Here is a 25,362-nt window from a genome sequence, read left to right on the forward strand (position 1 = left end):
AATCCTTAATACCGAGGTAAGTAGCAAATAGATAAGACATAAGCTGTCTTGTAAGGTTCATTCTTGTTATATGTTACTTAACGTCTTGAACACAATAGGTTGCTAACATTAAAGCATAAAAAAAGGGGCTAAACAGCCCCTTTTTATACTATCCAGTAATTATCTGGATGAAGGATTAGCAATTACGCGTCTTTAGACTCGTCAGCTGCAGGTGCTGCTGATTCCATTGCTTCTTTAATACTTAGACGTACACGGCCTTGACGGTCTACTTCTAGTACTTTAACTTTAACTTCTTGACCTTCGCTAAGGTGATCAGCAACGTTGTTAACACGCTCAGTGCTAATTTGTGAGATATGCACTAGGCCATCTTTACCAGGAAGAATGTTTACAAACGCACCGAAATCAACGATACGTACCACTTTACCTTCGTAGATAGTACCTACTTCAAGCTCAGCAGTTAATTGCTCAATACGGCTAATTGCATTTGCTGCACTTTCACCGTCTGTAGCAGCAATCTTGATTGTGCCATCATCACCGATTTCAATCGTAGTACCCGTTTCTTCAGTAAGCTGACGGATAGTTGCGCCACCTTTACCGATAACTTCTGCGATTTTCTTCTGTGGGATTTGCATCGTGTAAATACGCGGAGCAAACATAGATAACTCTTCAGAAGGTGCAGAAATCGCTTCGTCCATTACATTTAGAATGTGTAAACGTGCAGCTTTCGCTTGTTTAAGCGCGATTTGCATGATTTCTTGAGTAATACCTTCAATTTTGATATCCATTTGCAGTGCAGTGATACCGTTAGTTGTACCCGCTACTTTAAAGTCCATGTCACCTAAGTGATCTTCATCACCTAAGATATCTGAAAGAACAACAAAGTTTTCTTCTTCTTTAACTAAGCCCATTGCGATACCCGCAACTGAGGCTTTAATTGGAACACCTGCGTTCATAAGCGCTAAAGACGTACCACAAACCGATGCCATTGAAGATGAACCATTTGATTCAGTAATTTCAGATACAACACGGATTGAATATGGGAAGTCAGTCAATGTTGGCATTACAGCTTGGATACCACGCTTAGCTAGGTTACCGTGGCCGATTTCACGACGCTTAGGAGAACCAACAAAACCAGTTTCACCTACACAGAACGGAGGGAAGTTGTAGTTAAGCATAAAGTGGTTTTTGTGCGTGCCAGTTAAATCGTCGATTAACTGTGAATCACGTTCTGTACCAAGTGTTGCTGTTACTAATGCTTGCGTTTCACCACGTGTGAAGATTGCAGAGCCGTGAGTACGTGGAAGTACGCCCGTCATTACATCTAGAGCACGGATCATATCTGGTTCACGACCATCGATACGTTTTTCGCCAGCAGCGATACGGCCACGAACGATTTTCTTCTCAAGTGAACCGAATACTTTACCTACTTCTTGCTTATCAAGCGTTTCGCCTTCAGCAAGTTCGCTTGTTAGTGCTTCAACAACCGCATCTTTTGCAGCAGTTAATGCTTCTTTACGCGCTACTTTATCAGTAATACGGTAAGCTTCGCCTACTTTATCAGCAGCAAGAGTTGCTACTTTCTCTTCTAATGCAACGTTTTTCTCAGGTGCAGTCCAATCCCAAGTAGGCTTGCCTGCTTCTGCTTTAAATTCGTTAATTGCATTGATGATAGACTGTGATTGCTCATGGCCGTATACAACCGCGCCTAGCATTACGTCTTCAGCAAGTACGTCTGCTTCTGATTCAACCATAAGTACTGCGTTATCAGTACCCGCAACAACTAAGTCAAGTTGGCTCTCTTCAAGCTCTTTTAGTGTCGGGTTAAGTACGTATTCACCGTTAATGTAACCAACACGTGATGCACCAATTGGACCGCTGAACGGGATACCAGAGATAGCAAGTGCTGCTGATGTACCAATCATCGCAACCATATCAGGTTGGATTTCAGGGTTTACAGAAACAACAGTCGCGATAACTTGTACTTCGTTTACGAAACCATTTGGGAAAAGTGGACGAATTGGACGGTCAATAAGACGTGCAATAAGTGTTTCGCCATCGTTAGGACGACCTTCACGCTTAAGGAAACCACCTGGGATACGACCCGCAGCGTACATACGCTCTTGGTAGTTAACTGTTAGTGGGAAGAAATCTTGACCTGGTTGAGCTTCACGCTTACCAACAACCGTTACTAGTACTGACGTGTCGCCAATGCTTGCTAGTACTGCGCCGTCAGCTTGACGAGCGATAGCACCTGTTTCTAGCGTCACTGTGTGTTGACCTAGTTGAAATTCTTTTATAATTGCTTGCACTTAAAATATTCCTTAAATGTATTTTTAGTATTAATTAAGTTTTCATCAAAGTACCAATTACAGTACATAATTGTATTCAGTTGGAAATCAATTAAGTACTACAATTGGCAATGATGTAAATAACCGTAAATAAACCTTTTTATCTACGCGCCATAGTATATAACAAAGTCAGGTAAAATTGCGAGCCTAGTCCAGAGATAAACGCGTTGCTAAATTATGTACTTTGCTGTTACTTACAATGTGGCTTTTAGCTGATATTTCAAGGAGATTAATCGATGTGGATAGTGGGTATGGGGAAATTTAGACACAAAAAAAGGAGCTAAAAAGCTCCCCTTTTGATAATCAAGTTCTTAGCGACGTAGGCCAAGCTCTTTGATTAACGCAGTGTAACGCGAGATATCTTTACCTTTAAGGTAATCAAGCAGTTTACGGCGAGTGCTTACTTTACGAAGCAGACCACGACGTGAGTGGAAGTCATGCTTGTGATCAGCAAAGTGACCTTGAAGCTTGTTGATATCAAAAGTAAGTAATGCTACTTGTACTTCAGGTGAACCAGTGTCGCCTTCAGCGCGTGCGAATTTAGCAATGATATCGATTTTTTCTTGATTGCTTAGTGACATAATAACTCCAAAAGTTAAATTTAATAGGTGCTTTAGCCGATCACTAATTCAGCCAAAACGATTAAGCGGGCGTATTCTACCAATTATCAGCATAACTACAAGTTAAACTTTACTCTGGTTGTTGATTAGACAAGCCGCGCTTTGATTTTAAATGGCCATCAGGATTACGTTCGCCCGTACCAATAAATATTCCGTCAGCCAGTACCTTTATTGCACCTTCAGGCAGGGCTTTACCCAACACCACAGCTTGACCATGGCTAAATGCCATTCCCTGCTCTTTAGTAATTTCCACAACGGGTAAATCAACTAACGCGGTATCCATTGGCAATAATAGTTCGTCAAGGTAAGTGGAAGGCGCAACGTCTTGTTCTTTCGTTTGATTTAATAACGTTTCTAACTGCTCAAGTGTGACCATTTTATCTGCAGGGTAATGCCCTACAGCACTACGATGCAGCATAATCACATGCGCGCCACAGCCTAAGTTTTCACCTAAGTCATCAACGATAGTACGAATATATGTGCCTTTAGATACATGGGCAGTCATTTGTATTTCGTTGGCTTGCTCATCAAACTCATCAAGCGTTAAGCTAAATACGTTAATTTTTCGACATTTGCGAGGAACTTCTATGCCTTCACGCGCATATTTATATAAAGGTTTACCTTCATATTTAAGCGCTGAATACATTGATGGGTATTGGTCTGACTCACCTAAAAACTTAGCAATCTCTTCGCTTAGTAATTGGAAAGTAACATTCACATCGCGAGTTTCGACCACTTCGCCATCAGAGTCTGATGTGGTAGTACGTTCACCTAGCTTAGCTCGAACAACATAGGTTTTATCTGTATCGAGTAAAAACTGGGTAAACTTAGTCGCTTCACCAAAACAAATTGGCAGCATGCCGGTCGCAAGCGGATCAAGCGCACCTGTGTGCCCCGCTTTTTGCGCAAAATAAATACCTTTAGCCTGCTGTAATGCCTTGTTTGATGAAATGCCTTCTGGTTTGTTTAACAACAAAATACCATCAACTGGACGGCCTTTACTGCGTCTTGCCATTAGTCTTTAGTGCCTTCTTCGCTGTCATTTTCATCATCAACATGCTTAGCATTATCTTCACGAATGATAGAGTCCACTAAGTTAGAGATGCGCATCCCTTCCATTAATGAGTTATCAACCACAAATTTAAGCTCTGGCATAATACGTGCGCGAATACGTTTACCTAGTAACGAACGGATATAGCCCGTTGCTTCGTTCAGTACTTTTGCACTTTGTTTTGCTGCATTTTCGTCTTCAGTGTTAAACACCGTGATAAAAACTTTGGCATAAGATAAATCGCGTGATACTTCTACCGCAGACACTGTCACCATGCCTAAGCGCGGATCTTTAATTTCGCGTTGTAGAATCACAGCAATTTCTTTTTGAATTTGCTGAGCAACACGATCAGTGCGAGAAAATTCTCTCATTTCACTTTCCTAAAATTATAACTTATTGAAAAACAATAATAAGTTAACTAAATAATGGATACACAAATGGGGGCTGAGCCCCCATTTAAAATCTTAGCATAGGGTATGTTGGGCTATCGAGGTACGACCTTGAATGTCCAACACCACCTAATAACAATTAAAGACTACGTTGTACTTCAACTGTTTCAAATACTTCGATTTGGTCACCAACGCGAACGTCATTGTAGTTCTTAACGCCGATACCACATTCCATGCCGTTACGAACGTCCTGTACGTCATCTTTAAAGCGACGTAATGACTCAAGTTCGCCTTCGTAAATAACCACGTTATCACGAAGTACACGAATTGGTGCGCTACGCTTGATAGTACCTTCAGTAACCATACAACCAGCAATTGCGCCAATTTTTGGAGACTTAAATACATCACGTACTTCAGCAAGACCAATGATCTCTTGTTTAAACTCAGGAGCAAGCATACCAGACATGGCTTGCTTAACTTCTTCGATAAGTGCGTAAATTACGCTGTAGTAACGAAGGTCTAAGTTTTCAGAGTCAATCACTTTACGCGCTGATGCATCGGCACGAACGTTAAAGCCAACTACGATTGCGTTAGACGCTGCAGCAAGAGTTGCATCTGTTTCAGTGATACCACCAACACCAGAACCAACAATCTTCACTTTTACTTCATCAGTAGAAAGTTTAGTTAGTGAGTCTGAAATTGCTTCAATTGAACCTTGAACGTCTGCTTTAAGTACCACGTTAACTTCAGACACGTCGCCTTCAGTCATGTTAGTAAACATGTTTTCAAGCTTCGCTTTTTGCTGACGCGCTAATTTAACATCGCGGAATTTACCTTGACGGTAAAGTGCAACTTCACGTGCTTTACGCTCGTCTTTAACTACTGTCGCTTCATCACCTGCAGCTGGAATACCAGAAAGACCTAAAATCTCAACAGGGATAGAAGGACCCGCAGATTTAATGTCTTTACCGTTTTCATCGCGCATTGCACGAACACGGCCATACTCAAGACCACATAATACAATGTCACCTTGGTTAAGCGTACCTGATTGAACAAGGATAGACGCTACTGGACCACGGCCTTTATCAAGACGTGATTCAATAACAACACCTGCAGCCATACCTTCGCTAGGTGCATTTAGTTCTAACAGCTCAGATTGCATTAATACTGCTTCTAAAAGGTCATCAATACCAAGACCTGTTTTAGCTGAGATGTGAACGTATTGCGTATCACCGCCCCAATCTTCTGGGATAACGTCTAGCTGAGCTAGCTCGTTTTTAACACGGTCTGGATCTGCGCCTTCTTTATCCATTTTGTTAACAGCAATGATTAAAGGAACGCCAGCTGCGCGAGCATGCTGTACCGCTTCTTTAGTTTGTGGCATTACACCATCATCGGCTGCAACTACTAGGATTACGATATCAGTCGCTTTTGCACCACGAGCACGCATAGATGTAAATGCGGCGTGACCCGGAGTATCTAGGAAAGTGATCATGTTGCCGTTAGTTTCAACGTGGTATGCACCAATGTGCTGCGTAATACCACCGGCTTCGCCTGAAGCAACTTTAGCTGAACGAATGTAATCAAGCGTTGACGTTTTACCGTGGTCAACGTGACCCATAACAGTTACTACTGGAGCACGAGGCTCAGACTTACCATCTTCATGGCGGTCGTTAAGTACTGTTTGCTCTAATTCGTTTTCTTTAACGATGATAACCTTATGGCCCATTTCTTCTGCAACAAGTTGCGCAGTTTCTTGGTCAATAACTTGGTTAATCGTAACCATGTCACCCATTTTCATCATTGTTTTTACAACTTCAGCGCCTTTAACAGCCATGCGTGACGCAAGCTCAGCAACTGTAATTGTTTCACTAATACGCACTTCGTTTTTAACATCAGCCGTTGGTTTTTGGAAACCGTGCTGTAATGACGCTGGCGCTTTTAGTTTACCTTTTTTACCTTTAGACGCTGCAAATTTATCTTTTGCTGGCGCTTTTTTCTTTTTCTTCGCACGGCGTGAGCCTTGCTCTTCGCGAGCATCTGCTACATCTTCTGCTTCACGTGCGTAAGTTGAAGTCGTAAGGTGGTGATCCGCGGTTTCTTCGCGTTTCTTACGTTCTTCTTCTTCTTTCTTCCAGCGTGCTGAATTCTCTTCAGCTAGCTTTCTTGCCTCTTCTGCTTGACGTTTCGCTTCTTCTTCAGCTTTCTTCAATGCGGCCTCTTCTGCTTCTTTTTGCAGACGCTCAGCTTCGATGCGATCTTTCTCAGACTTAGCACTTTGCTCAGGGGTCATCTGCTGTTGTTTCGCTTTACGCTCAGCATCTGCTTTGCGTTTAGCTTCTTCTTTGGCTTTACGATCAGCGTCTTCTTTCGCTTTACGTTCTGCCTCTTGTTTCGCTTTCAATTCTGCGGCTTCTTGTTCAGCTTTTTGTTGCTCTTCAAGACGCGCTTTTTCTTCAGCGGCTAGACGTTGCTGTTCTTGCTCTTGCTCAACAGCACTTTTTTTCACGTAAGTGCGGGTTTTGCGAACTTCAACTTGCACAGCCTTTGCTTTACCCGTAGAGCCAGTCACACTTAATGTGCTTTTGCTCTTACGTTGCAATGTCATACGCGCTGGACCTTCAGATCCAGTACCGCCATGTTGCTTGCTTAGGTGATCAAGTAACGTTGCTTTTTCAGCTTCTGTTACATTATCGCCTGCTTGTTTAGTAATACCGGCTTGTGAAAACTGCTGTAGCAATTTATCAACAGTTGTACCTATATCACCGGCTAGTTTTTCAACATTTACTTCTGCCATAGTCTCTAATACCTCCGTTAATAAATTACTCGTCTGCAAACCAACAAATATTACGTGCAGCCATAATTAGCTCGCCCGCTTTTTCTGCAGATAGCTCTGTAATATCTACAAGCTCATCAATGCCTTGCTCAGCTAAGTCTTCAAGTGTTACTACACCCTTACTTGCCATAACAAATGCTAAATGACGCTCTAAGCCTTCAAGCGCAAGTAAGTCTTCAGCAGGCTCAGCGCCTTCTAAGCTTTCTTCCGTTTTAAGGGCTTTCGTTGTTAATGCATCTTTTGCACGTGAACGTAATACGTCCACTGTTTCTTCATCTAAGCCGTCGATTTCTAAAAACTCAGAAGCAGGTACATACGCAACTTCTTCAAGTGTTGAGAAACCTTCGTTGATAAGTAATGACGCAAACTCGTCATCAATATCTAAGTTTTCAGTAAATAAGTTAATTAACTTATCTGACTCAGCTTCGTTCTTAGCGCGCATTTCATCAACGGTCATTACGTTTAATTCCCAGCCAGTTAACTGGCTTGCTAAACGTACGTTTTGACCATTACGACCAATAGCTTGTGCTAAGTTATCAGCTTCAACAGCAATATCCATTGAGTGAGTGTCTTCATCCATTACGATTGAAGCCACTTCTGCTGGTGCCATTGCGTTAATAACAAACTGTGCTGGGTTGTCATCGTAAAGTACGATATCAACACGCTCACCGCCAAGTTCTGACGATACCGCTTGAACACGTGCGCCACGCATACCAACACACGCACCTACAGGGTCTATACGCTTATCATTAGACTTAACTGCGATTTTAGCGCGTGAACCTGGATCACGAGCTGCGGCACGTAATTCAATCATCTCTTCGCCAATTTCTGGCACCTCAATGCGGAATAATTCCATCAGCATTTCTGGTTTAGAACGGGTTACAAATAACTGTGCACCACGTGCTTCTGGTTTAACTTCATATAGAAGACCACGAATACGATCGCCTGGGCGGAAGTTTTCACGTGGCAGCATGTCGTCACGGTAAATAACCGCTTCTGCGTTATTACCTAAATCAAGTACGATTGCATCACGCGTTGCTTTTTTAACAACACCCGTTACTAGCTCGCCTTGCTGATCTTTGTACGCTTCAACCACTAAGGCACGCTCTGCTTCACGTACTTTTTGTACGATTACTTGCTTAGCCATTTGTGTTGTTATGCGGTCAAATTTAATTGATTCAATCTGCTCTTCTACGTAGTCGCCCATTTTCAAGTCTGGTTCTTCAACTTGAGCAGCTTCTAACGTGATTTCGCTGTATGGATTCTCTAAAGAACCATCTTCTAATACTTCAGCTATTTGCCAGCGACGGAATGTATCGTAATCGCCAGTTTTACGGTCAATTGCAACACGTACATCAATTTCACCATCATGCTTTTTCTTTGTCGCTGTCGCTAATGCGAACTCTAGAGCTTCAAAAATCTTTTCTTTTGGAACCGCTTTCTCATTGGAAACGGCTTCAGCAACCAATAATATCTCTTTTGCCATGGGTAATGCCTCGCTTGCCCTATTCCTTCGCACTCGAATTAAAACTTTGCGATTATGTTCGCACGTTCAATGTTACTAAGCATGATTAAATGCTCTGCACCATCGCTAGATAATGTGATCATATCGCTGCTAACTGCTATTAAGTCGCCTTTAAAATTACGGCGACCGTCTTGTGGAAGCTTAGTACGCACGCGTACTTCCTCTCCTTGCGCCTGCTCGTAGTGATCTTGTTTGAATAATGGACGATCAACACCAGGAGACGACACTTCCAAATCATATTCGTTTGTAATCGGGTCTTCGACGTCTAAAATCGCACTAATTTGACGACTGGCATCTGCACAGTTGTCAACTGAAATTCCATCCTCGTGAGCAATGTATACTCTTAAGGTAGAATGGCGACCCGCTTGTACAAACTCAAGACCATGTAATTCAAAGCCTAGCATTTCTACCGCAGGCGTTAACATGGTTACTAAATCTTGTTCAAGTTTTGTCACGAAAATCCTCCATACAAACAAAAAAAGGGCTTATAGCCCTAAAATACTGAGTTTAAATTTTGATTTAATCGATAAACATTAAATCAAACGGTGCAGATACAACAACGCCCCGAACCAAGCGGGGCGTCACACCAAAAAACGCAAAACTGTGTGGCCTAGGGCCAAGCTTGGTTGCGAGTCAGTACCCTGACCAAATTAAACTTCATTAGCTTAAACGCAAAACGCGCATTACTTAGAATGCGCGATATAAAGTAGTAAGTTTAAACCTACTATTAAGATTGGTTGCGGGAGCCGGATTTGAACCAACGACCTTCGGGTTATGAGCCCGACGAGCTACCAGACTGCTCCATCCCGCGCCAATAGATAAAAAGTTAATAACTTAATATCGCTGTTAGTAAATTTTATAACCTACTAAACAATGGCCGCTATTATAAGGATGTGCCGCTAAATTAGCAACCATAATAACTAATAAGTTGATAAAAAAAGCAACCTAGTTTATCGCCTTACCTACACTATGTTTGCTATAAAATTTGAATCGTTACAATCAACCGCTGTATTAAATTGCATTCGGTGCTCTATTATCGGTAACCTGAACTTTGGATAATAAATCTATCTCAAGCAGCTATTTTCAGCGCTAACTGCGTTGAATTTACTTGCAATAGGCTAGCTATTGACGCGTAATTTCGCCTTGTTTTCACTGAAAATCTCTGGCTAGAGAAAATAAACATAAATATCATTTTTGATTTAATATGTTAGTAAACCTCTTAACCAGAGTTCAGGTTAAACATACTTTAAGAAATAGATCGCTTTTAAAAATATCACGTATAAAAGTTAATTTTGGCTAATTATGAAAAAATACAACACACTAAGATTGATTTTAGGTGATCAGCTCAATCCTGCTCATTCGTGGTTTAAAGACAAATCAGACGACACAGTATTTGTTATTGCTGAGCTTATACAAGAAGCACACTATGTAAAACACCATGTACAAAAAATATCAGCCTTTTTTAAAGCCATGGAAAACTTCGCTAATGCATTAAAAGATGCTGGCTTCAATGTTTTACATCTCACGCTAGATGACACCAAAGACGATGATGACTTACCCGCTCTTTTAACGCGTTTAGCCAAGCAGCATGAATGTACCTCTATTGAATATCAATACCCAGATGAGTACCGTTTAAAAACACAACTTCACGAATTCGCGACTAATAGCGAGTTAACCGTGAATGCCTGTGACAGCGAGCATTTTTTATTAGCATTTAACGACATAGATAAACGCTTTAAAAAAGATAAACACGTCACCATGGAGCATTTTTATCGGGCAATGCGTAAGCAGTTTGATATTTTAATGGAAGATGACAAACCTGCCGGTGGGCAATGGAACTTTGATGCCAATAACCGTAATAAGTTTTCAAAAAGTGATTTAGCCGATATTCCTGGCCCTAAATTATTTAAAAATGACGTGAGTGCCATTATTGAGCGCTTAGATTCGCATAACGTAGGATATTTTGGACAAATAGAAACTCAGTTAAGCTGGCCAACAACCCGTAAGCAAGCAATAAGTGCGCTTGATCATTTTTGTGCGCATTTACTACCTCGATTTGGTCAGTTTCAAGATGCGATGACAGATCAATGTCCTGATAAAGATACCTTTTATCACAGCCGATTATCGTTTGCGTTAAATGCCAAAATTTTACCCCCTCGCTATGTTATCGACCGTGTTGTTAAAGAGTACCAACAACGTCAAGATGAAATATCTATTTCTCAGGTTGAAGGCTTTATTCGCCAAGTTCTGGGTTGGCGCGAATATGTGCGTGGCGTGTATTGGAAAAACATGCCCGATTACGCCAACAAAAACCAGCTTAATGCAACTCGTGTACTGCCGAGTTATTTTTGGAATGGTAAAACAAAAATGAATTGCTTAAGCCACTCATTAACACAAAGCTTAGACAGCGCGTATGCTCATCATATTCAGCGCTTAATGGTAATAGGCAATTTTTGTTTATTAACCGCCATTAATCCTGATGAAGTCGATGAATGGTATTTAGGTGTTTATATCGATGCAATTGAATGGGTAGAAATGCCTAACGCCCGAGGGATGAGCCAGTTTGCTGACGATGGCATCATAGCCACTAAGCCTTATGCGGCTAGCGGCAACTATATAAATAAAATGAGTGACTACTGTAAAAGCTGCCAATACAAAGTAAAAGAAAAAGTGGGTAAAGACGCGTGTCCGCTAAACAGCCTCTACTGGCAGTTTATGCACAAACACCGAGAGCGACTTGAGAAAAACCCACGAATAGGCATGGTTTATCGTAATTGGGATAAACAAGATGAATCATTACGCCAAGCAACCTTAGAGCAAGCTAGCAACTATTTAAATAATATTGAAAAGCTGTAAATATAAATGCCTTCAATTGGTGGCAGTATCCTTGATAGTTAATATTAAAGTACCAAAACCAGGTAATATTGTTAATTAAATGTTTAATTTATTTGTCATGTCAGTGTAATGAGCTTATTTTTTAATAGCACCTCTTACTCCAAACTATGATGAGAATAAAATGAAAAAACAATTAATTGCAGCGACACTTTTATTACTCGGTACAAGCCAAGCTCAAGCTTTTAGTCAAGAAACTCACAAACGTATTGTTCTTGATGCCGTAAATTATATGCAGCAACACCCAGCCAGCACCGAATATGCTGCCCTACGTCAGTACGCTGCACAAAACAATCTGACAATCTCTGAATTAGCCGAGCTGCTAGGACAAGCGGCTTATGATGTAGATGACTTTGAAGACACCTTTTTCTGTGGTGCCATTACAGGTTCGTGTGTTCAAGCGCCTGTATGGGGAGCAGCGCAAAGTATAGTTAAATATACAAGCTATTGGCATTTTCAAAATCATACCCAAGGTGCAGACCAACATGGAAACGATTTTGGTGGTTATAATTATGAGAAGCTCACCGTTTGGGGCACTATTGATAATCTTGCATCTGCTTGGCTTAAAGGTGACTACCTTGATGATGGTAAAGGGGGAGAAACAGGTTGGTTCAATGCCGACTCTTCAAAATATAACAGTTATGGTGTAACAGAATCTCACTACAGAATCGATAGCAACTCAACCTATTCTATGTACGATGACTTTGAAGAAATGCCATTTCAACCTATCGATAATTTAGGGCAATATTGGTATCAAAGTTACTTACAAAGCGGAAATCCTCAAGTATTAGGGTTTGTATTTCATACGACTGATTTATTACAACCTCACCACACATGGACCACATCAGACCTTAACCACTCTAGCTGGGAAAGTTGGGTAAAAGATTACTATGATCAAGAGCAGCTCAACGATTTATCACTCGTTACTCAAGCAATGCAAACGTTCTCGCCTTTAGATAAAAATAGCCAAGATGTTCGCCCATTATTAACTCAAGGCGGTTCATTTTCTTATGCACAGGGTGGAATTGTACTCAATTCAAAAGATCATTTTGATCGCCTTAATATAGCTAAGCAAGTAGTGCCCCATGCAATAGCAATGGTGGTGCACTTATTGAACCACGCCATGGTTGCTCGCTAATGAAAAAAATGGCTATTTTAGTGATTACATTACTAGGGGCGTGTTACCACTCCCTAGTAATGGCCTCATTTACACAATACAGTAGTGATGAAGTTAACTTTATGCATCGTGCTTATTTAAAGCACAAACCTGAAATTACAATCAATGAAGTTAGAACTCGTCTGTATGAGAATCAGTTTTTGTTACAACAAGCAGCGCTAAAAACACCTGCAATAATAAAACGACAATCTGCCGTTGGTTTTAGTACTCAATACCATGTTGAACGTTACTTAAAAAATCTGTTCGATTCGCAATTAGCTATAAAGGCACAGTCAAGTCAGGTAAAGCTTGACACTTATGATAGCCATTGGCTTAAACACACATTAGGGCCCTACCCTAAAAATGGTCAATATGTGCAAAGCTTGATTAAAAAAATGCAGCAGATCGATTTAACCCCTATTTTGTATAATTCTATTAATTTATATGAATTTATCGATACACTATCAATGCAGGTACGTTTTAAACTCCATAGAGGAGATAGTGAACTATTCAAAAGTGAATTAATAAAAAAACGGCAATTCAATATAGCGTTTTCAAAAGCCAAACCGATTTTGGCAAAACAGAATATTGATATTGAACATCTGTATGAAATAGCTAAAGGAGATATTTTGCGACCCTCCATTCAAAGCTGGCTAGGCATAAATACAATGATGCACATGCAGAGCCCTGTTCTTGAAAAGCTAGAGCAACAAGTAAACAAAAGCGAAATTAAAGCGTTTTATCAAGCAAATAAATCGCAGTTTAAATTTTTAAGTCAGGTAAAAGCCCACGGAGCTCAATTTGCTAATCGAGCCAATGCTGTAGACTTTCGCACGTTGGCGGATAACAAATCACTTGAACAAGCATTAGTAATATCAGGAAAACAAGATATATATGCTCAATACAATAGTGAATTAAACCGCAAAAACAAAAGTAGTTGGGTTGTACAACTTGCGTTCACAACTAAAGAAAACACCATTTCCGCTGTTATACGTACACCTAGTGGTGAATGGGTGGTGATACACAGTTATGAGCATCAGTTTGATTACTTTTTGCCAGAAGATGAAACCGTTCGATACCAAGCAACAAAGGCCATCGCAAAACAAAAAGCGGCACAACAGTATGAAAATAACTGGCTCAAGTGGCAAAATAAGACGGGAGTAATTTTATGAGTAAAAAAAATTTCGTTTCTGTCATTGCTTTAGCTTGTGTTGGTATTTACACACTTTTCACTCATTATACTAGCAAACCAACAATAGAGAATATTGATGGCCTTGACCAAGCTAAAAGTGTCAAGCAAACAACGTCCCTTGAGCTGACAGCTGATGACATGACTCAAGAGTTGGAAAGCACGCAATTGAAAACGGCTACAATTAGTAACACTAGTCCTCCCCCCTTGCCAACAATAACCTCTGTGGCCTATTTACCTAACATAGTAAAAAATACTCAGCCAGTGGCTCAGTACAGTGGTGATTTAAATAATCACCAGGCATATCAAGATTTCCATCTTGAACAGCAAAAACAGCTAGAACAACGTTTTGTTATTGCTGCAAAAGCCAAAATATTAAAGCTTGAAGACTTACTTGCTAAAGGCCGACAAAAAAAGCTTTCACAAGAACAACTACAAGTTGCAATAGATAAAATTAACGCTTTAAAACAAATGCAAATAGATTTAAAAGACTAACAACGCAAAAAGCCGCCAAATGGCGGCTTTTCACAGGGAAAATACGTGTGCTATCTAAGCTATTTACTTTCTAGCATATTGCCTGAGCCAATTTCAATTTTTCGCGGCTTCAGCGCTTCTGGGATCTCACGCTCAAGATCAATACTCAGTAAGCCGTTGGCTAGGTCTGCGCCAAGTACTTTAACGTGGTCACCTAACTGGAACTTACGCTCAAAGTTGCGCTCGGCAATGCCTTGATGAATGAATTTACGTTCATCGTTTTGTTCTTTACCTGCTTTAGTGCCCGATACAACTAACGTGTTGTTTTCAGATTGTAGGCTTAACTCGTCTTCACTAAATCCAGCAACTGCCATAGTGATACGGTATTTGTCTTTATCAAGCGCTTCGATGTTGTATGGAGGAAAACTTGGCTGCTTGTCAGTTCGTGCAGCGGCATCCATTAATGATGCTAAGTGATCGAAACCAATGAATGAACGGTATAGGGGTGATAAATCTACTGTACGCATAATAATATCCTCATATTTAAGCGATATATTGCTGCCACTTTTCGTTTGAACAAGTAACGGCAAAATTTAATTAATAATATAATTTTCAAATAGTTCTGTTTAAATGAAGACCCATCAGGCGTCCTCAAATAACTATTTATGGGCGGACAATTTTATTTCAAGATTTTTTTATAAAATATTTTTTATTTTTTTACAGGCCCTGAAAAAAGCGAACACAATAATCGTTTTTTTGCACTGTAATAAATAATGAAATTAGTTACACTAGGGTCAACTAATTTGAGGAGAGCGTTATGTTAACAGTAATTTTTGGCCGTGAAGGCTGCCCTTTTTGTGTTCGCGCTAAAGATGTTGCAGAGCAACTTGCTAATGACCGCGATGATTTTAAATACCGCTACATCGACATCATCAAAGAAGGCATCAGTAAAGAAGATTTAGAAAAGTCTGCAGGCAAGCCATGCCCGACTGTGCCACAAATTTTTGTAGACCAAACACACATTGGTGGTTTTACAGAATTTGAAGCCTACGCCAAAGAAAACCTAGGCCTTTACCAGTAAATTTGTAGGTATATTGTTAACCAGCTTAATTAACGCACAACTTGGGCTGGTTAAATTTCGACCAACATCAAACACATATAAATTAGTTGTAATTTATACAAGCATTTGCCTCGTATTTCCTATACAATGCGCGCCTCTTTAAATTCGTTGAGGCGTATTAATGTCAGAACCAGTCACGTTTGAATCTCTAAATCTTTCTCCTGCAATTTTAAAGGCAGTTGAAGAGTTGGGTTACAAGACACCATCTGAAATCCAAGCTCAATGTATACCGTTATTGCTAGAAAGAAAGGACGTACTGGGACTAGCACAAACGGGTACAGGTAAAACAGCAGCATTTGCACTGCCATTACTAAATAATATTGACCCGTCTGTGAAACAGCCACAGATCCTTGTACTCACACCAACCCGTGAGCTTGCGATCCAAGTAGCTGAGGCATTTGAACAATATGCAAAACACACTCGTGGTGTTGAAGTACTGGCACTATATGGTGGCCAGAGCTACAGCATCCAGTTGAGCGCACTTCGTCGTGGCGCACAGATTATTGTTGCTACACCGGGTCGTTTAATCGATCACATAAACCGTGGCACTATCAAGTTTGATGCTTTACAAGCACTTGTACTTGATGAAGCCGATGAAATGCTACGTATGGGCTTTATCGATGATGTTGAAAACATCATGGAAAAAACGCCGCGTGAAAAGCAAACATGTCTTTTCTCTGCGACTATGCCTAAGCAAATTCAAAACATCAGCAGCAAATATATGAACAATCCTGAACAGGTTCATATTTCTGCACGCAACTCAACTGTATCGTCAGTAGAGCAAGTGTTTTGGAATGCACACGTACATAAAAACAAAGCCATTGTCCGTTTCTTAGAAGCAGAACAATATGAAGGTGCTATTGTTTTCGTACGTACACGTAACGATACAGTACAACTAGCTGAGTTATTAGAGCGCGAAGGTTTTTCTGCTGCGCCGCTTAACGGTGACATGAACCAGCAAGCGCGTGAGCGCACAGTTGATCGTTTAAAAAGCGGCATGCTAAACGTTGTTATTGCAACAGACGTAGCGGCACGTGGTCTTGATGTAGACCGTTTAAGCTTAGTTATCAACTACGACATTCCACAAGATTCTGAAGCCTACGTTCACCGTATCGGCCGTACAGGTCGTGCTGGTCGTACTGGTAAAGCGATTCTTTTCGTTAAGCATAACGAGCGTTATTTACTTAAAAATATCATTCGTCATACTAAATCTGAAATCGCACAAGTTGAATTACCAACAGCTAAAGTTGTTGAAGAGAAACGTATTAATGCGCTTCAAGAAAAGCTTACGCTTGCACTTGAAAACAAAGATATTACTTTCTTTAACGAAGTGGCTGCCAACATGGCACAAAAACTTGAGCTTGCTCCTGAAGACTTAGCGGGTGCATTACTGTGTTTAGCACAGCAACAATCGCCAATTAAAGTTGAAGAAGTTAAGATTCAACCGCGTGAGCGTAACGAACGCAACCCTCGCAACGACCGTAATGATCGTGGTGACCGTGGCCGTCGTAACGAACGTGGCGGTGAGCGCGCTGAGCGTAAACCTCGCGAGCGTAATAGCCGTGATGCAGGCCCTATGGATACGTACCGTATCGAAGTAGGTCGTGAGCATGGTGTTCAGGTTAAGAACATTGTTGGTGCAATTGCTAACGAAGCAGACATTTCAAGCAAGTTTATTGGTGACATTCGTCTTCACGACAGTCACAGTACGGTACAATTACCGCAAAACATGCCTAAAGATGTACTTGATCACTTCCAAAAAGTGTTTATCTGTAAACGCCCAATGGGTATGACATTAACACAAGATCAAGGCCCTTCTGAGCCACGCGGCGAGCGTTCTGAACGCCCTGCTGGTGACAAGAAGCGTAGCTTTAATAAAGATGGCCAACGCCCTGATAAGCGTAGCGGCCCTCGTAAAGAACGTCGCCCAGTTAGCTTCACCGCTAAGTAAGCAACGACTCTTTAGTAAAAAAACCTTGCCACGAAAGTGCCAAGGTTTTTTTGTGTCTGAAATTCAGGTATCAGGTCAGCTTAATCTTCGTAACTCGAAGCCGCAAGCCAGTATTAGGTACTTAACTAACATATTGAATTAAAAATATTTTGTTTGTTTTCTCTAACCAGAGATTGCAGTAAAAACAAGGCGAAATTACGCGTCAATAGCTAGCCTATTGTAAGTAAGTTCAACGCAATTAGCGTTAAAAAAGCTGCTTGAGATAGCTTAATTATCCAAAACTCAGATTAATTAATGTGTATAAACATGTTTTCTTTGATTTTTAAAACAATAAAATTTATGTAAACTAAGCAAAGGCTATAATTCATGGACGAATTAAAAATTGAAAAGAAATTACGATAACTTACTCTTTGTAGTAATAATGTTACCTATTTTATTATGCATCATTATTCCTATTTTAATGGACTTTACAGATCCACCATTTATCACAAATGAAATATACGACGTTATTTTCTTTATAGCATTCCCTATTATTTGTGGCGCATCATTCATCTATTTAAATATACTTGTATTCAATAAATATAGACGCTGCAGTAAATACAGGAAGCATCTTAAATATAGTTTTTCAGATACAAAAACGAAATTATCATTAATATTCGCGTACCCATTAATCCCTTTGTTAATCTATGCAAGTCTCTATTTTTTATTCTCTGCCCCCATTAAATTATGGGCTTACTACACGCAAGGCGACTATTGGTATAAGGAATATATCCTAACTGATGTACAAAAGTGTGGTTCTGATTATGAAGATAATTGTACTCGTTTATATTTTAAAGATCCTAAAACAAACGAAACTCATGATTTTAGGTGGTACGACGATAAGTCTACAATAATGAATAACAAAAACGATTATGTTTATATTTTTGGTGAGGCTAGTTTGTTTGGTTATATAGTGAGAGATTTAGAAAGATAACTTAGACTTACTTTGAATATTACAGCACTTTTATATAAACCTCACTCGAGTGAGTGAGGTTTATGAATCAAGATATAAGTTAAGGCGCCACAGCGGGATACACGTAGCTGGCATCAAGTCCTAATGGGATACCGAGTGCCCAGTAGCCTAGCAAGAAGATACTCCAACCGATCATAAAGGCGATTGAATACGGTAGCATCATCGCGATAAGCGTACCTATGCCTGTGCCTTTAACGTATTTTTGACAGTACACCACCACCAGCGGGAAGTATGGCATTAGCGGGGTGATAATATTAGAGCTAGAATCTCCCACACGGTACGCTGCTTGCGTTAAGTCTGGCGAAATACCGAGCTGCATTAGCATAGGTACAAATACCGGACCTAATAGTGCCCACTTAGCCGAGCTTGAACCAACAAACAAGTTTACAAAACCAGTTAGGAAAATAATGCCCACAACCGTCACAGAGCTTGGTAACTCCATTGCTTTTAATACTTGAGCCCCTTCAATTGCCAGTAAAGCACCTAGGTTTGATTTACTAAATGCAGCAATAAATAATGAACAAAAGAATGCCATAACAATGTAATACGCCATACCATTCATGGCTTTGCTCATCGCGTCTATCATGTCTTTAGAGCTTTTAAAGGTGCCTACGGTAAAACCATATACTGCGCCTGGGATCCAAAATAATAAGAAGATTAGCGGCACTATTGATTGCATTAATGGTGAACTAAAGTTTGTTAAAGAACCATCGCTGCTGCGCATCGCTGAATCAGCGGGTGCAGATACATACGCTAATAATGCAATACCTGCAATCATTACGCTACTGGCAATAAGAAAGGCGCGCTTTTCGTCACTACGGGCATCTTCAAATGCTGGTAGGTCTTGAGTTTCGCCATCAACTGGTGAATTTTTTAAACGTGGTTCAATAATTTTATCGGTGATATACCAACCTAACATCACAATAAATAAGCTTGATGCTGAAGCAAAGCCCCAGTTATTAAGCGGGTTAATGCTCATTGTTGGATTAATAATTTGTGCTGCACTTTGCGTAAAGCTTTGCAGTAATGGGTCAATTCCAGATGGAATAAAGTTAGCACCAAAGCCACCACTTACCCCAGCAAATGCCGCTGCAATACCGGCAAGCGGATGACGACCTGCTGCAAAAAATATTACCCCAGCAAGTGGAATAACCAGCACATACCCTGCATCGGTAGCCGTATGGCTCACAATAGCTACCAAAATAATTGAGGGTGTTAGTAATTTTCTAGGCGTTACTTTGAGCATTAATTTAAGGCCGGTATTAATAAAGCCCGAATGCTCTGCAACGCCTACACCTAGCATAGCAACCAGTACTACACCCAGTGGCGCAAAACCGGTGAAAGTTTTTACCATAGAAGATAAAAAAGTGGCCAACGAATCGCTGGCAAGCATGTTATTAATGATAATGGCTTCGCCAGTACGAGGATCTATTGCATCAAATGTGACGCTTGAAAACCACCAAGACAAAAACCAGATTAATAACATGGCAAACAAAAAGATAATTGCTGGATCAGGAAGCTTATTACCTACCCGCTCAACAAAATTTAAAAATCGCGCAACTATGCCAGTTGGCATTGTCGCATCATTATTGTTATTCATTTCACTTGTTCCCTAGAATTTAGACTGTGCTACTTTAGCGTATCTAAGGAATGAGGTAAATTTTAACTGAATAAACAAGTTCTTTTTTAGGCACAAAAAAACGCGGCTCAGTAGCCGCGCTATTTTTAATGAATAAAAAAAGCTTATGCAAGTGCTTTTACTTCATCCCATATTCTTACTACGAGTGCTTTATCATCTTCATTAAGTTCGCCATTGCGATAAGCTTTTACTAAGCTTTTTTCAACCGTGTCGTTTAGTTCTGCAATTTCTAGATTTAACTCTTCAACTTGTGCATAACCTACGGCTAAATCAAAGTGGCCGCGTAAATAACCGCCAGCAAATAACTCGTCATCGGTGGCTTTTATCACTAAATCATCAAAATATTGCTGCGCAGCATCTATGTAATTTACTAAACTCATGTGTTACTTCTCCTCTGGGTGCAGCCCATCTTGATGACCTACTGCATACATAATATGGTCGTTAAACCCACTGGTTACACGTATATAACCGCTTAATTCATCATCTAATTTGCTATCGCCGGTATCACAAATCAGCGGTCGGCCATTTAAAGCCTGTAATTTTGTTTTAGTAGCCACCACAATAATATTATCGCGGCCTATCGCTTTAATTAACGCAGGACTGAGTTGTTGATTGCCTCGACCAAAAATATGCCCTTGACCGCCAATTAGAGTGATCACTAATTTTGTTTTACGTTCTTTGGTAAGTTCAAGAAGTTGCTGGGCTGTTAGGTCTTGCCCTACTAAAGCTTGATCTTCAACGAGATCAACACCGAGTAAGGTGTTTTCAAGCCCCATCTCTTCCATCACTGCGCCAACGGTAGAGCCACTACCCATGACATAGAGGATATCGGCATCCATTTCACTAACGACATAAGCAGCTATATCTGCTAACACCAGCTCGTCAGTTTCTTTACCGCCATTTTTAACCGCTTGTACATAGCGCACTTCACTTGGCACTTGCATTTCACCATAACGTTTTGCTTTTACTGTTCCTTGGCGAAAAGCCACTTCATCAATGTCCATCACATCAGCATCGCTTAATGTTACCAGCTCACCTTTTACCAGCATTTCAACTACACGGCCTGCGGCTTTTGGCGTTATGGCATAGACGCCGGAATGAATTTTACACCCAGCAGGAATGCCCAACACGGGTACAGAGTCTTCTACAGCATGGCAAATATTGCGCGCCGTTCCGTCGCCACCAGCAAATAAGATTAAATCTACACCTTGTTGCTGTAATAAACGAGCTGCAGCTTCGGTATCGTCACTGGTTGTGGGTGAGTTACTTTGATAAACCACTTGCGTATTAAAGCCCAACGCTTTTGCTGTTTGCTCCCCCATTTCATCATTAACAGTATAAATAGTAATGTTTGATTGATGAGGTACAAGCACTTCAAGTGCAGCTTTAGTGCGGCTATTTGACTTAGGCTCTGCACCTAATGCAATGGCTTTAGCAGCGGTGTCTTCACCGTCACTACCCTTAAGCGCAACACTACCACCGAGCCCTGCGACCGGATTTACAATCAATCCTAACTTAAACTGCATCTTTTAACTCCTCGGGAGAATGCCATGAAAACTGCGCAGCATGTAATGGCCACGTGGTGTTATAAAATTTACACAGTGCTTTTAATAGTAAGGTTGTTCTTGGGTTAAACCCGTTTTGCAATAACTCTAATAACTTTGCATGAACGCGAGACTGAAACGCAAATCGACATGTTTGCTCACCATTTAAATTATCTACCGATACGTTAAAATCAAACCCGGCAGCCACACTCAATGCCCACTCTATTGCTTGAGGTTTTACCTCTACTGATTCAAACTCCGCTTGCTGTGAAGCATCGCGCCCATCAGGGCAATACCAATAACCATAATCTTCAACTAAGCGGCGCTGAGAACCTGCCACTAACCAATGGGCTATTTCATGCAATGCACTGGCATAAAAACCATGGGCAAACACAATTTGATGATGCGGGGTTGTATCATTTGCGGGAATGTAAATAGGCTCATGCTCACCTTTTACCAAACGCGTGTTATAGCTTTGGTAAAAAGTGTATTCGAAAATAGAAATTAGATCAGCTACTTGGTGCATAAATACTTCGTATACTCGTTTGAACCCGATGCTTTAAAGACAGATGAAATTAGTATAAAGCACACTAAAAACGAAGCGAATTGTACGTACTTTTATCTACAAAGTAAAAAATTAGCGATGCATTAATTAAGGCTTCCTTACCATACTTTATTTACTGAACGCTTAATTACGCTTACCATACACCAACCAAAAACCTGAATTGACTCACTCTTATGGTTAAACAACACAGCTCTTTGTCGTGGCTATTTATCTCTTTTACTTTTTTAACACTGTTGGCTACTTCTGCCAGCAGTTATGCAAAAAGCATAAGTATTAACGTATTTGCTATTCCCTCTAAGCCTATTGTTGAGCTAGTCGCTAACACCAGCAATGAATTGGCCTCGCACCAAATTACTACGTTTTACCAACAAGGGTTACCCGTACACGCCACCTTGTATTTAACGGATTACCCACTTGAAGCACAAAACGAAATTAAGCAAATGGTTGAGCGCATTGTAAAAGAGCATCAGTCGTTTGAGATAAAAGCCAATGGATTTAGTGTATCACCAAGTAATTGGGCATTTATAAACTTAGAAAAATCATATCAGTTACAACGCTTAGCCGATGAGGTTACCCTCAAGCTTGAGCCGCTTCGCGATCATCAAGCACCAGTGCCTAGCTGGGTAAAGCATTACCCTAATAAGCTTGTGGCTTTTGAACGTTATGGCAGCCCTAATGTATTTCAGAATTTTCAGCCGCATTTAACACTACTCGCTAATGAACAAAGCCCAGCATTAGCGTTAGTAAAAAAAGCACTGCACGCTGAGCCACCGCAGGCACAAGGGGAAATAATTGGGATTGGAATTGGAGTGTCTGATCAGTTTGGTCAACAAAAAGAAATACTCGCTAAGTACTTTTTTGATGCCAAATAAATAGTTAATAACAGGGCTAATTACACACTTTAAACTAATAATGTTTATGGGTTTGTGGTTAGCTTATCTGTTAAATGTTTTTTAAGTATGCGGGTGTTACGCGTATTTGCTTTAAATATAGCATCAAAAATATCTCCAAAAAATGGAATGAGCCCGCCAACAAAATCAATCAACATATTTATAATAATACGGCTTTTTACTCGCTTGCTAACACCTAAGCGCTGCGCTTCAATTAGTACATAGCCAGACAAAATAAGGCCTGCTAAATCACCCATCACAGGTAAAAGCCCAATCAACGACTCTACACCAAATTTAAATTTAGTAAACGGAATACCAATGCTGCTATCGGTAAAGCGGCTAAACTCTTCGAGCCGTTTTATGGTGGCTTTATATTCAGTTTGTGAGATGGAAGCTTGATTGTTTTTTTGCATAATAACAGCTCTCTTATTTTTAGGTGCGCTGAGCACATTTAAATTATTGAGCGGCAATAAAGATGTATAGCCTGTATATACTAAACGCACTACTTTACACTAAAAGTATCAAAGTTCGAGGCTATATAAAAGCTTACTGTAGATTCATTTTAAATAGTGTACTCTCATCTTTAAAGTCCAATAATATGCAAGGATTGCCTATGAATAAATCTAGCTATAGCCCTCGCTTCATTATCTTGTTTATTGTTGCTTGTGTGATTGTTTTTCCAGTCATTAGTCAAGGAGAAGATATGTTTAGCTGGTTCAAAAAGAAAAAAGAAGTATTTTTAAGCCCTGAAGTCAATGGTGTTGTTACAGACAATGGCACACCAGTTGCCAACTTATAAATAATACGATCATTAATGTATTTAGATGAGATTGACCGTCGTGACACTGCAATTACCGATGAAGATGCCACTTTCATTTCCCAAAAAAAAACAATTTTCTCATCTATTCCAAATAAATTAATTCCCGAAGACCGCGTACACCAAAAAATTGTTATAGAGCAAAATGATAATTCTATCATTGGTTTATGGGGAGCAACTCAGCCTGATATATACGAAATTCTTGAGTACACAGATAAATTAAAATTTCTAAATTGCGAACTAACTAATCCATTAGGAAGATTTGAATTTAAGAATAATATTAATAAGCACCTTAATAGAGTTGCGACAAGTATTTGCACATGGGACGAAGATTACATTCCCACATGGATTATGGATAATTGTCAGGAAAAGTATGAAATTCATAATGGTGATTTGAATAATCTAACAGAGCGTTTTACAGGGAAAAAGGTTGAACTATGAATAAAAAAATATCACCAAGCACGGCAGTTACCGTTGCTAGTAGAGTTTACGACATCAAAGAAAGTTATGATTTCAATGGCGAGTTTCACAACGATTTTGTCAGGAACTTTAAAATCACCAACAACCAAATTAAAGGTGTTAGTGTTGGCTTAATCAATCAACTTATAAACCGCTATTTATTCCAAATCCTTTGATAGGCTAAAAAGGATAGTTAAACTTTACATTTTTTTATTTTTAATTAAAATGCTTAAAAAAATGTGCAAGGAATGCCTATGAATAAATCTAGCTATAGCCCTCGATTCATTATCTTATTCATTCTTGTTTGTGTGATTGTTTTTCCAGCCATTAGTCAAGGAGGAGATATGTTTAGCTGGTTCAAAAAGAAAAAAGAAGTATTTTTAAGCCCTGAAGTCAATGGGGTTGTTACAGAAAATGGCACACCCGTTGCAAATTTAGAAATAATACGCTCATTAATCTATATAGATGAAAAAGTCCGCAGAGATATAGCAACTACAGATGAAGATGGGCGCTTTCATTTTCCAAAAAAAACAATTTTTTCCTCAATTCCGAATAAACTTATCGTTGAAAACCGTATTTCACAAGAAATTTTTATTGAAAAAGGCAGCACTTTAATTCCCTTGTGGGTTGCAAACCAATCATCAATTATAGAAATTCCCGAGTATAGTAAAAAATTAGCATTCCTAGAGTGTGAATTAACTAATAAACGCGTTGCTTTTGAATTTAAAAAAAATAATAACAAACATTTAAATTATGTAGCATCGAGTATTTGTCGTTGGGAAACCGACTATATGCCATTTTTGTTATATGACGGAGATAGACAGTTTATAATTAATAATGGTGATTTTAATAACTTAACTGAACGTAACATCAAGGAAGATTAAC

24 protein-coding genes and 1 tRNA gene are annotated in these 25,362 nt (G+C 39.9%); 11 read left to right on the forward strand and 14 right to left on the reverse strand.

Translation table 11 applies throughout. The annotated features are described in order from the left end of the window. Positions 1 to 182 precede the first annotated feature (182 nt). The 8 genes from pnp to ACZ5WS_RS14175 form a co-directional block, all read right to left on the reverse strand. Entirely contained in the window at positions 183 to 2,309 is a 2,127-nt protein-coding gene (pnp, locus tag ACZ5WS_RS14140) for a polyribonucleotide nucleotidyltransferase (protein ID WP_054202157.1), read from the reverse strand. Positions 2,310 to 2,659: 350 nt separating this feature from the next. Next, entirely contained in the window at positions 2,660 to 2,929 is a 270-nt protein-coding gene (rpsO, locus tag ACZ5WS_RS14145) for a 30S ribosomal protein S15 (RefSeq protein ID WP_006793376.1), read from the reverse strand. Positions 2,930 to 3,038: 109 nt separating this feature from the next. Then, positions 3,039 to 3,983 (reverse strand): tRNA pseudouridine(55) synthase TruB, encoded by a 945-nt coding sequence (truB, locus tag ACZ5WS_RS14150; RefSeq protein WP_464709263.1) that lies wholly within the window; start codon positions 3,981 to 3,983, stop codon positions 3,039 to 3,041. Continuing rightward, complete coding sequence (rbfA, locus tag ACZ5WS_RS14155; RefSeq protein ID WP_008114546.1) at positions 3,983 to 4,390, reverse strand: 30S ribosome-binding factor RbfA; 408 nt, start codon at positions 4,388 to 4,390, stop codon at positions 3,983 to 3,985. Before rbfA ends, truB begins: the two co-directional genes overlap by 1 nt. A gap of 157 nt (positions 4,391 to 4,547) precedes the next feature. Next, positions 4,548 to 7,205: a translation initiation factor IF-2 gene (infB, locus tag ACZ5WS_RS14160; RefSeq protein ID WP_054202155.1), complete on the reverse strand. Its 2,658-nt coding sequence runs from the start codon at positions 7,203 to 7,205 to the stop codon at positions 4,548 to 4,550. 25 nt (positions 7,206 to 7,230) lie between these two features. After that, complete coding sequence (gene nusA / locus ACZ5WS_RS14165; RefSeq protein ID WP_010391392.1) at positions 7,231 to 8,730, reverse strand: transcription termination factor NusA; 1,500 nt, start codon at positions 8,728 to 8,730, stop codon at positions 7,231 to 7,233. A gap of 38 nt (positions 8,731 to 8,768) precedes the next feature. After that, positions 8,769 to 9,224: a ribosome maturation factor RimP gene (rimP, locus tag ACZ5WS_RS14170; protein WP_008114543.1), complete on the reverse strand. Its 456-nt coding sequence runs from the start codon at positions 9,222 to 9,224 to the stop codon at positions 8,769 to 8,771. 279 nt (positions 9,225 to 9,503) lie between these two features. Continuing rightward, positions 9,504 to 9,580: transfer RNA gene (locus ACZ5WS_RS14175), tRNA-Met, on the reverse strand. 491 nt (positions 9,581 to 10,071) lie between these two features. Here ACZ5WS_RS14175 and ACZ5WS_RS14180 point away from each other — a divergent pair. From ACZ5WS_RS14180 to ACZ5WS_RS14195, 4 genes are all read left to right on the forward strand, one after another. Then, positions 10,072 to 11,625, forward strand: coding sequence for a cryptochrome/photolyase family protein (locus ACZ5WS_RS14180; RefSeq protein WP_464709268.1), 1,554 nt, complete (start codon positions 10,072 to 10,074; stop codon positions 11,623 to 11,625). 160 nt (positions 11,626 to 11,785) lie between these two features. Beyond that, a complete protein-coding gene (locus ACZ5WS_RS14185) occupies positions 11,786 to 12,799 on the forward strand; it encodes a phospholipase C/P1 nuclease family protein (RefSeq protein WP_138606217.1) in 1,014 nt (337 codons plus the stop codon). Continuing rightward, complete coding sequence (locus tag ACZ5WS_RS14190; protein ID WP_178955586.1) at positions 12,799 to 13,989, forward strand: peptidyl-prolyl cis-trans isomerase; 1,191 nt, start codon at positions 12,799 to 12,801, stop codon at positions 13,987 to 13,989. Before ACZ5WS_RS14185 ends, ACZ5WS_RS14190 begins: the two co-directional genes overlap by 1 nt. Beyond that, on the forward strand, positions 13,986 to 14,501 hold the full coding sequence (locus tag ACZ5WS_RS14195) for a hypothetical protein (RefSeq protein ID WP_178955584.1): 516 nt from the start codon (positions 13,986 to 13,988) through the stop codon (positions 14,499 to 14,501). The genes ACZ5WS_RS14190 and ACZ5WS_RS14195 overlap by 4 nt, the downstream gene beginning before the upstream one ends. Positions 14,502 to 14,560: 59 nt before the next feature. On the opposite strand, the gene ACZ5WS_RS14200 is transcribed toward ACZ5WS_RS14195, so the two are convergent. After that, positions 14,561 to 15,007 carry an Hsp20 family protein gene (locus ACZ5WS_RS14200; protein WP_016899448.1) on the reverse strand — a complete coding sequence of 149 codons (447 nt, stop codon included), beginning with the start codon at positions 15,005 to 15,007 and terminating at the stop codon, positions 14,561 to 14,563. 290 nt (positions 15,008 to 15,297) lie between these two features. On the opposite strand from ACZ5WS_RS14200, the gene ACZ5WS_RS14205 reads away from it, so the two are divergent. After that, a complete protein-coding gene (locus ACZ5WS_RS14205) occupies positions 15,298 to 15,561 on the forward strand; it encodes a GrxA family glutaredoxin (RefSeq protein ID WP_008114535.1) in 264 nt (87 codons plus the stop codon). Between the two features lie 160 nt (positions 15,562 to 15,721). Continuing rightward, the gene (locus ACZ5WS_RS14210) at positions 15,722 to 17,551 is read left to right on the forward strand and encodes a DEAD/DEAH box helicase (protein WP_054202149.1); all 1,830 of its coding nucleotides are present in this window, start codon (positions 15,722 to 15,724) and stop codon (positions 17,549 to 17,551) included. A gap of 1,052 nt (positions 17,552 to 18,603) precedes the next feature. Here ACZ5WS_RS14210 and ACZ5WS_RS14215 read toward each other — a convergent pair. From ACZ5WS_RS14215 to ACZ5WS_RS14230, 4 genes are all read right to left on the reverse strand, one after another. Next, positions 18,604 to 20,163: an AbgT family transporter gene (locus tag ACZ5WS_RS14215; protein WP_010391381.1), complete on the reverse strand. Its 1,560-nt coding sequence runs from the start codon at positions 20,161 to 20,163 to the stop codon at positions 18,604 to 18,606. Positions 20,164 to 20,306: 143 nt separating this feature from the next. Further along, entirely contained in the window at positions 20,307 to 20,582 is a 276-nt protein-coding gene (locus ACZ5WS_RS14220) for a YfcL family protein (RefSeq protein WP_010391380.1), read from the reverse strand. Between the two features lie 3 nt (positions 20,583 to 20,585). Beyond that, the gene (locus ACZ5WS_RS14225; protein ID WP_464709277.1) at positions 20,586 to 21,728 is read right to left on the reverse strand and encodes an ATP-NAD kinase family protein; all 1,143 of its coding nucleotides are present in this window, start codon (positions 21,726 to 21,728) and stop codon (positions 20,586 to 20,588) included. Then, the gene (locus tag ACZ5WS_RS14230; protein WP_464709280.1) at positions 21,718 to 22,272 is read right to left on the reverse strand and encodes an elongation factor P hydroxylase; all 555 of its coding nucleotides are present in this window, start codon (positions 22,270 to 22,272) and stop codon (positions 21,718 to 21,720) included. The genes ACZ5WS_RS14225 and ACZ5WS_RS14230 overlap by 11 nt, the downstream gene beginning before the upstream one ends. A 212-nt stretch (positions 22,273 to 22,484) precedes the next feature. On the opposite strand from ACZ5WS_RS14230, the gene ACZ5WS_RS14235 reads away from it, so the two are divergent. After that, positions 22,485 to 23,183: a 2'-5' RNA ligase family protein gene (locus ACZ5WS_RS14235; protein WP_178955578.1), complete on the forward strand. Its 699-nt coding sequence runs from the start codon at positions 22,485 to 22,487 to the stop codon at positions 23,181 to 23,183. Positions 23,184 to 23,227: 44 nt separating this feature from the next. On the opposite strand, the gene ACZ5WS_RS14240 is transcribed toward ACZ5WS_RS14235, so the two are convergent. Further along, positions 23,228 to 23,614 (reverse strand): DUF4112 domain-containing protein, encoded by a 387-nt coding sequence (locus tag ACZ5WS_RS14240; protein WP_138606233.1) that lies wholly within the window; start codon positions 23,612 to 23,614, stop codon positions 23,228 to 23,230. Positions 23,615 to 23,814: 200 nt separating this feature from the next. On the opposite strand from ACZ5WS_RS14240, the gene ACZ5WS_RS14245 reads away from it, so the two are divergent. The 4 genes from ACZ5WS_RS14245 to ACZ5WS_RS14260 all read left to right on the forward strand — a co-directional run bounded on the left by ACZ5WS_RS14245 (position 23,815) and on the right by ACZ5WS_RS14260 (position 25,361). Beyond that, entirely contained in the window at positions 23,815 to 24,000 is a 186-nt protein-coding gene (locus ACZ5WS_RS14245; RefSeq protein ID WP_464709286.1) for a hypothetical protein, read from the forward strand. Between the two features lie 15 nt (positions 24,001 to 24,015). After that, positions 24,016 to 24,459: a DUF6795 domain-containing protein gene (locus tag ACZ5WS_RS14250; RefSeq protein WP_464709289.1), complete on the forward strand. Its 444-nt coding sequence runs from the start codon at positions 24,016 to 24,018 to the stop codon at positions 24,457 to 24,459. After that, a complete protein-coding gene (locus ACZ5WS_RS14255) occupies positions 24,456 to 24,653 on the forward strand; it encodes a hypothetical protein (protein WP_464709291.1) in 198 nt (65 codons plus the stop codon). Before ACZ5WS_RS14250 ends, ACZ5WS_RS14255 begins: the two co-directional genes overlap by 4 nt. A gap of 78 nt (positions 24,654 to 24,731) precedes the next feature. Then, positions 24,732 to 25,361 carry a DUF6795 domain-containing protein gene (locus tag ACZ5WS_RS14260; protein WP_464709293.1) on the forward strand — a complete coding sequence of 210 codons (630 nt, stop codon included), beginning with the start codon at positions 24,732 to 24,734 and terminating at the stop codon, positions 25,359 to 25,361. Position 25,362: the final 1 nt, after the last annotated feature.

It is taken from the genome of Pseudoalteromonas sp. 11L1 (assembly GCF_055397545.1).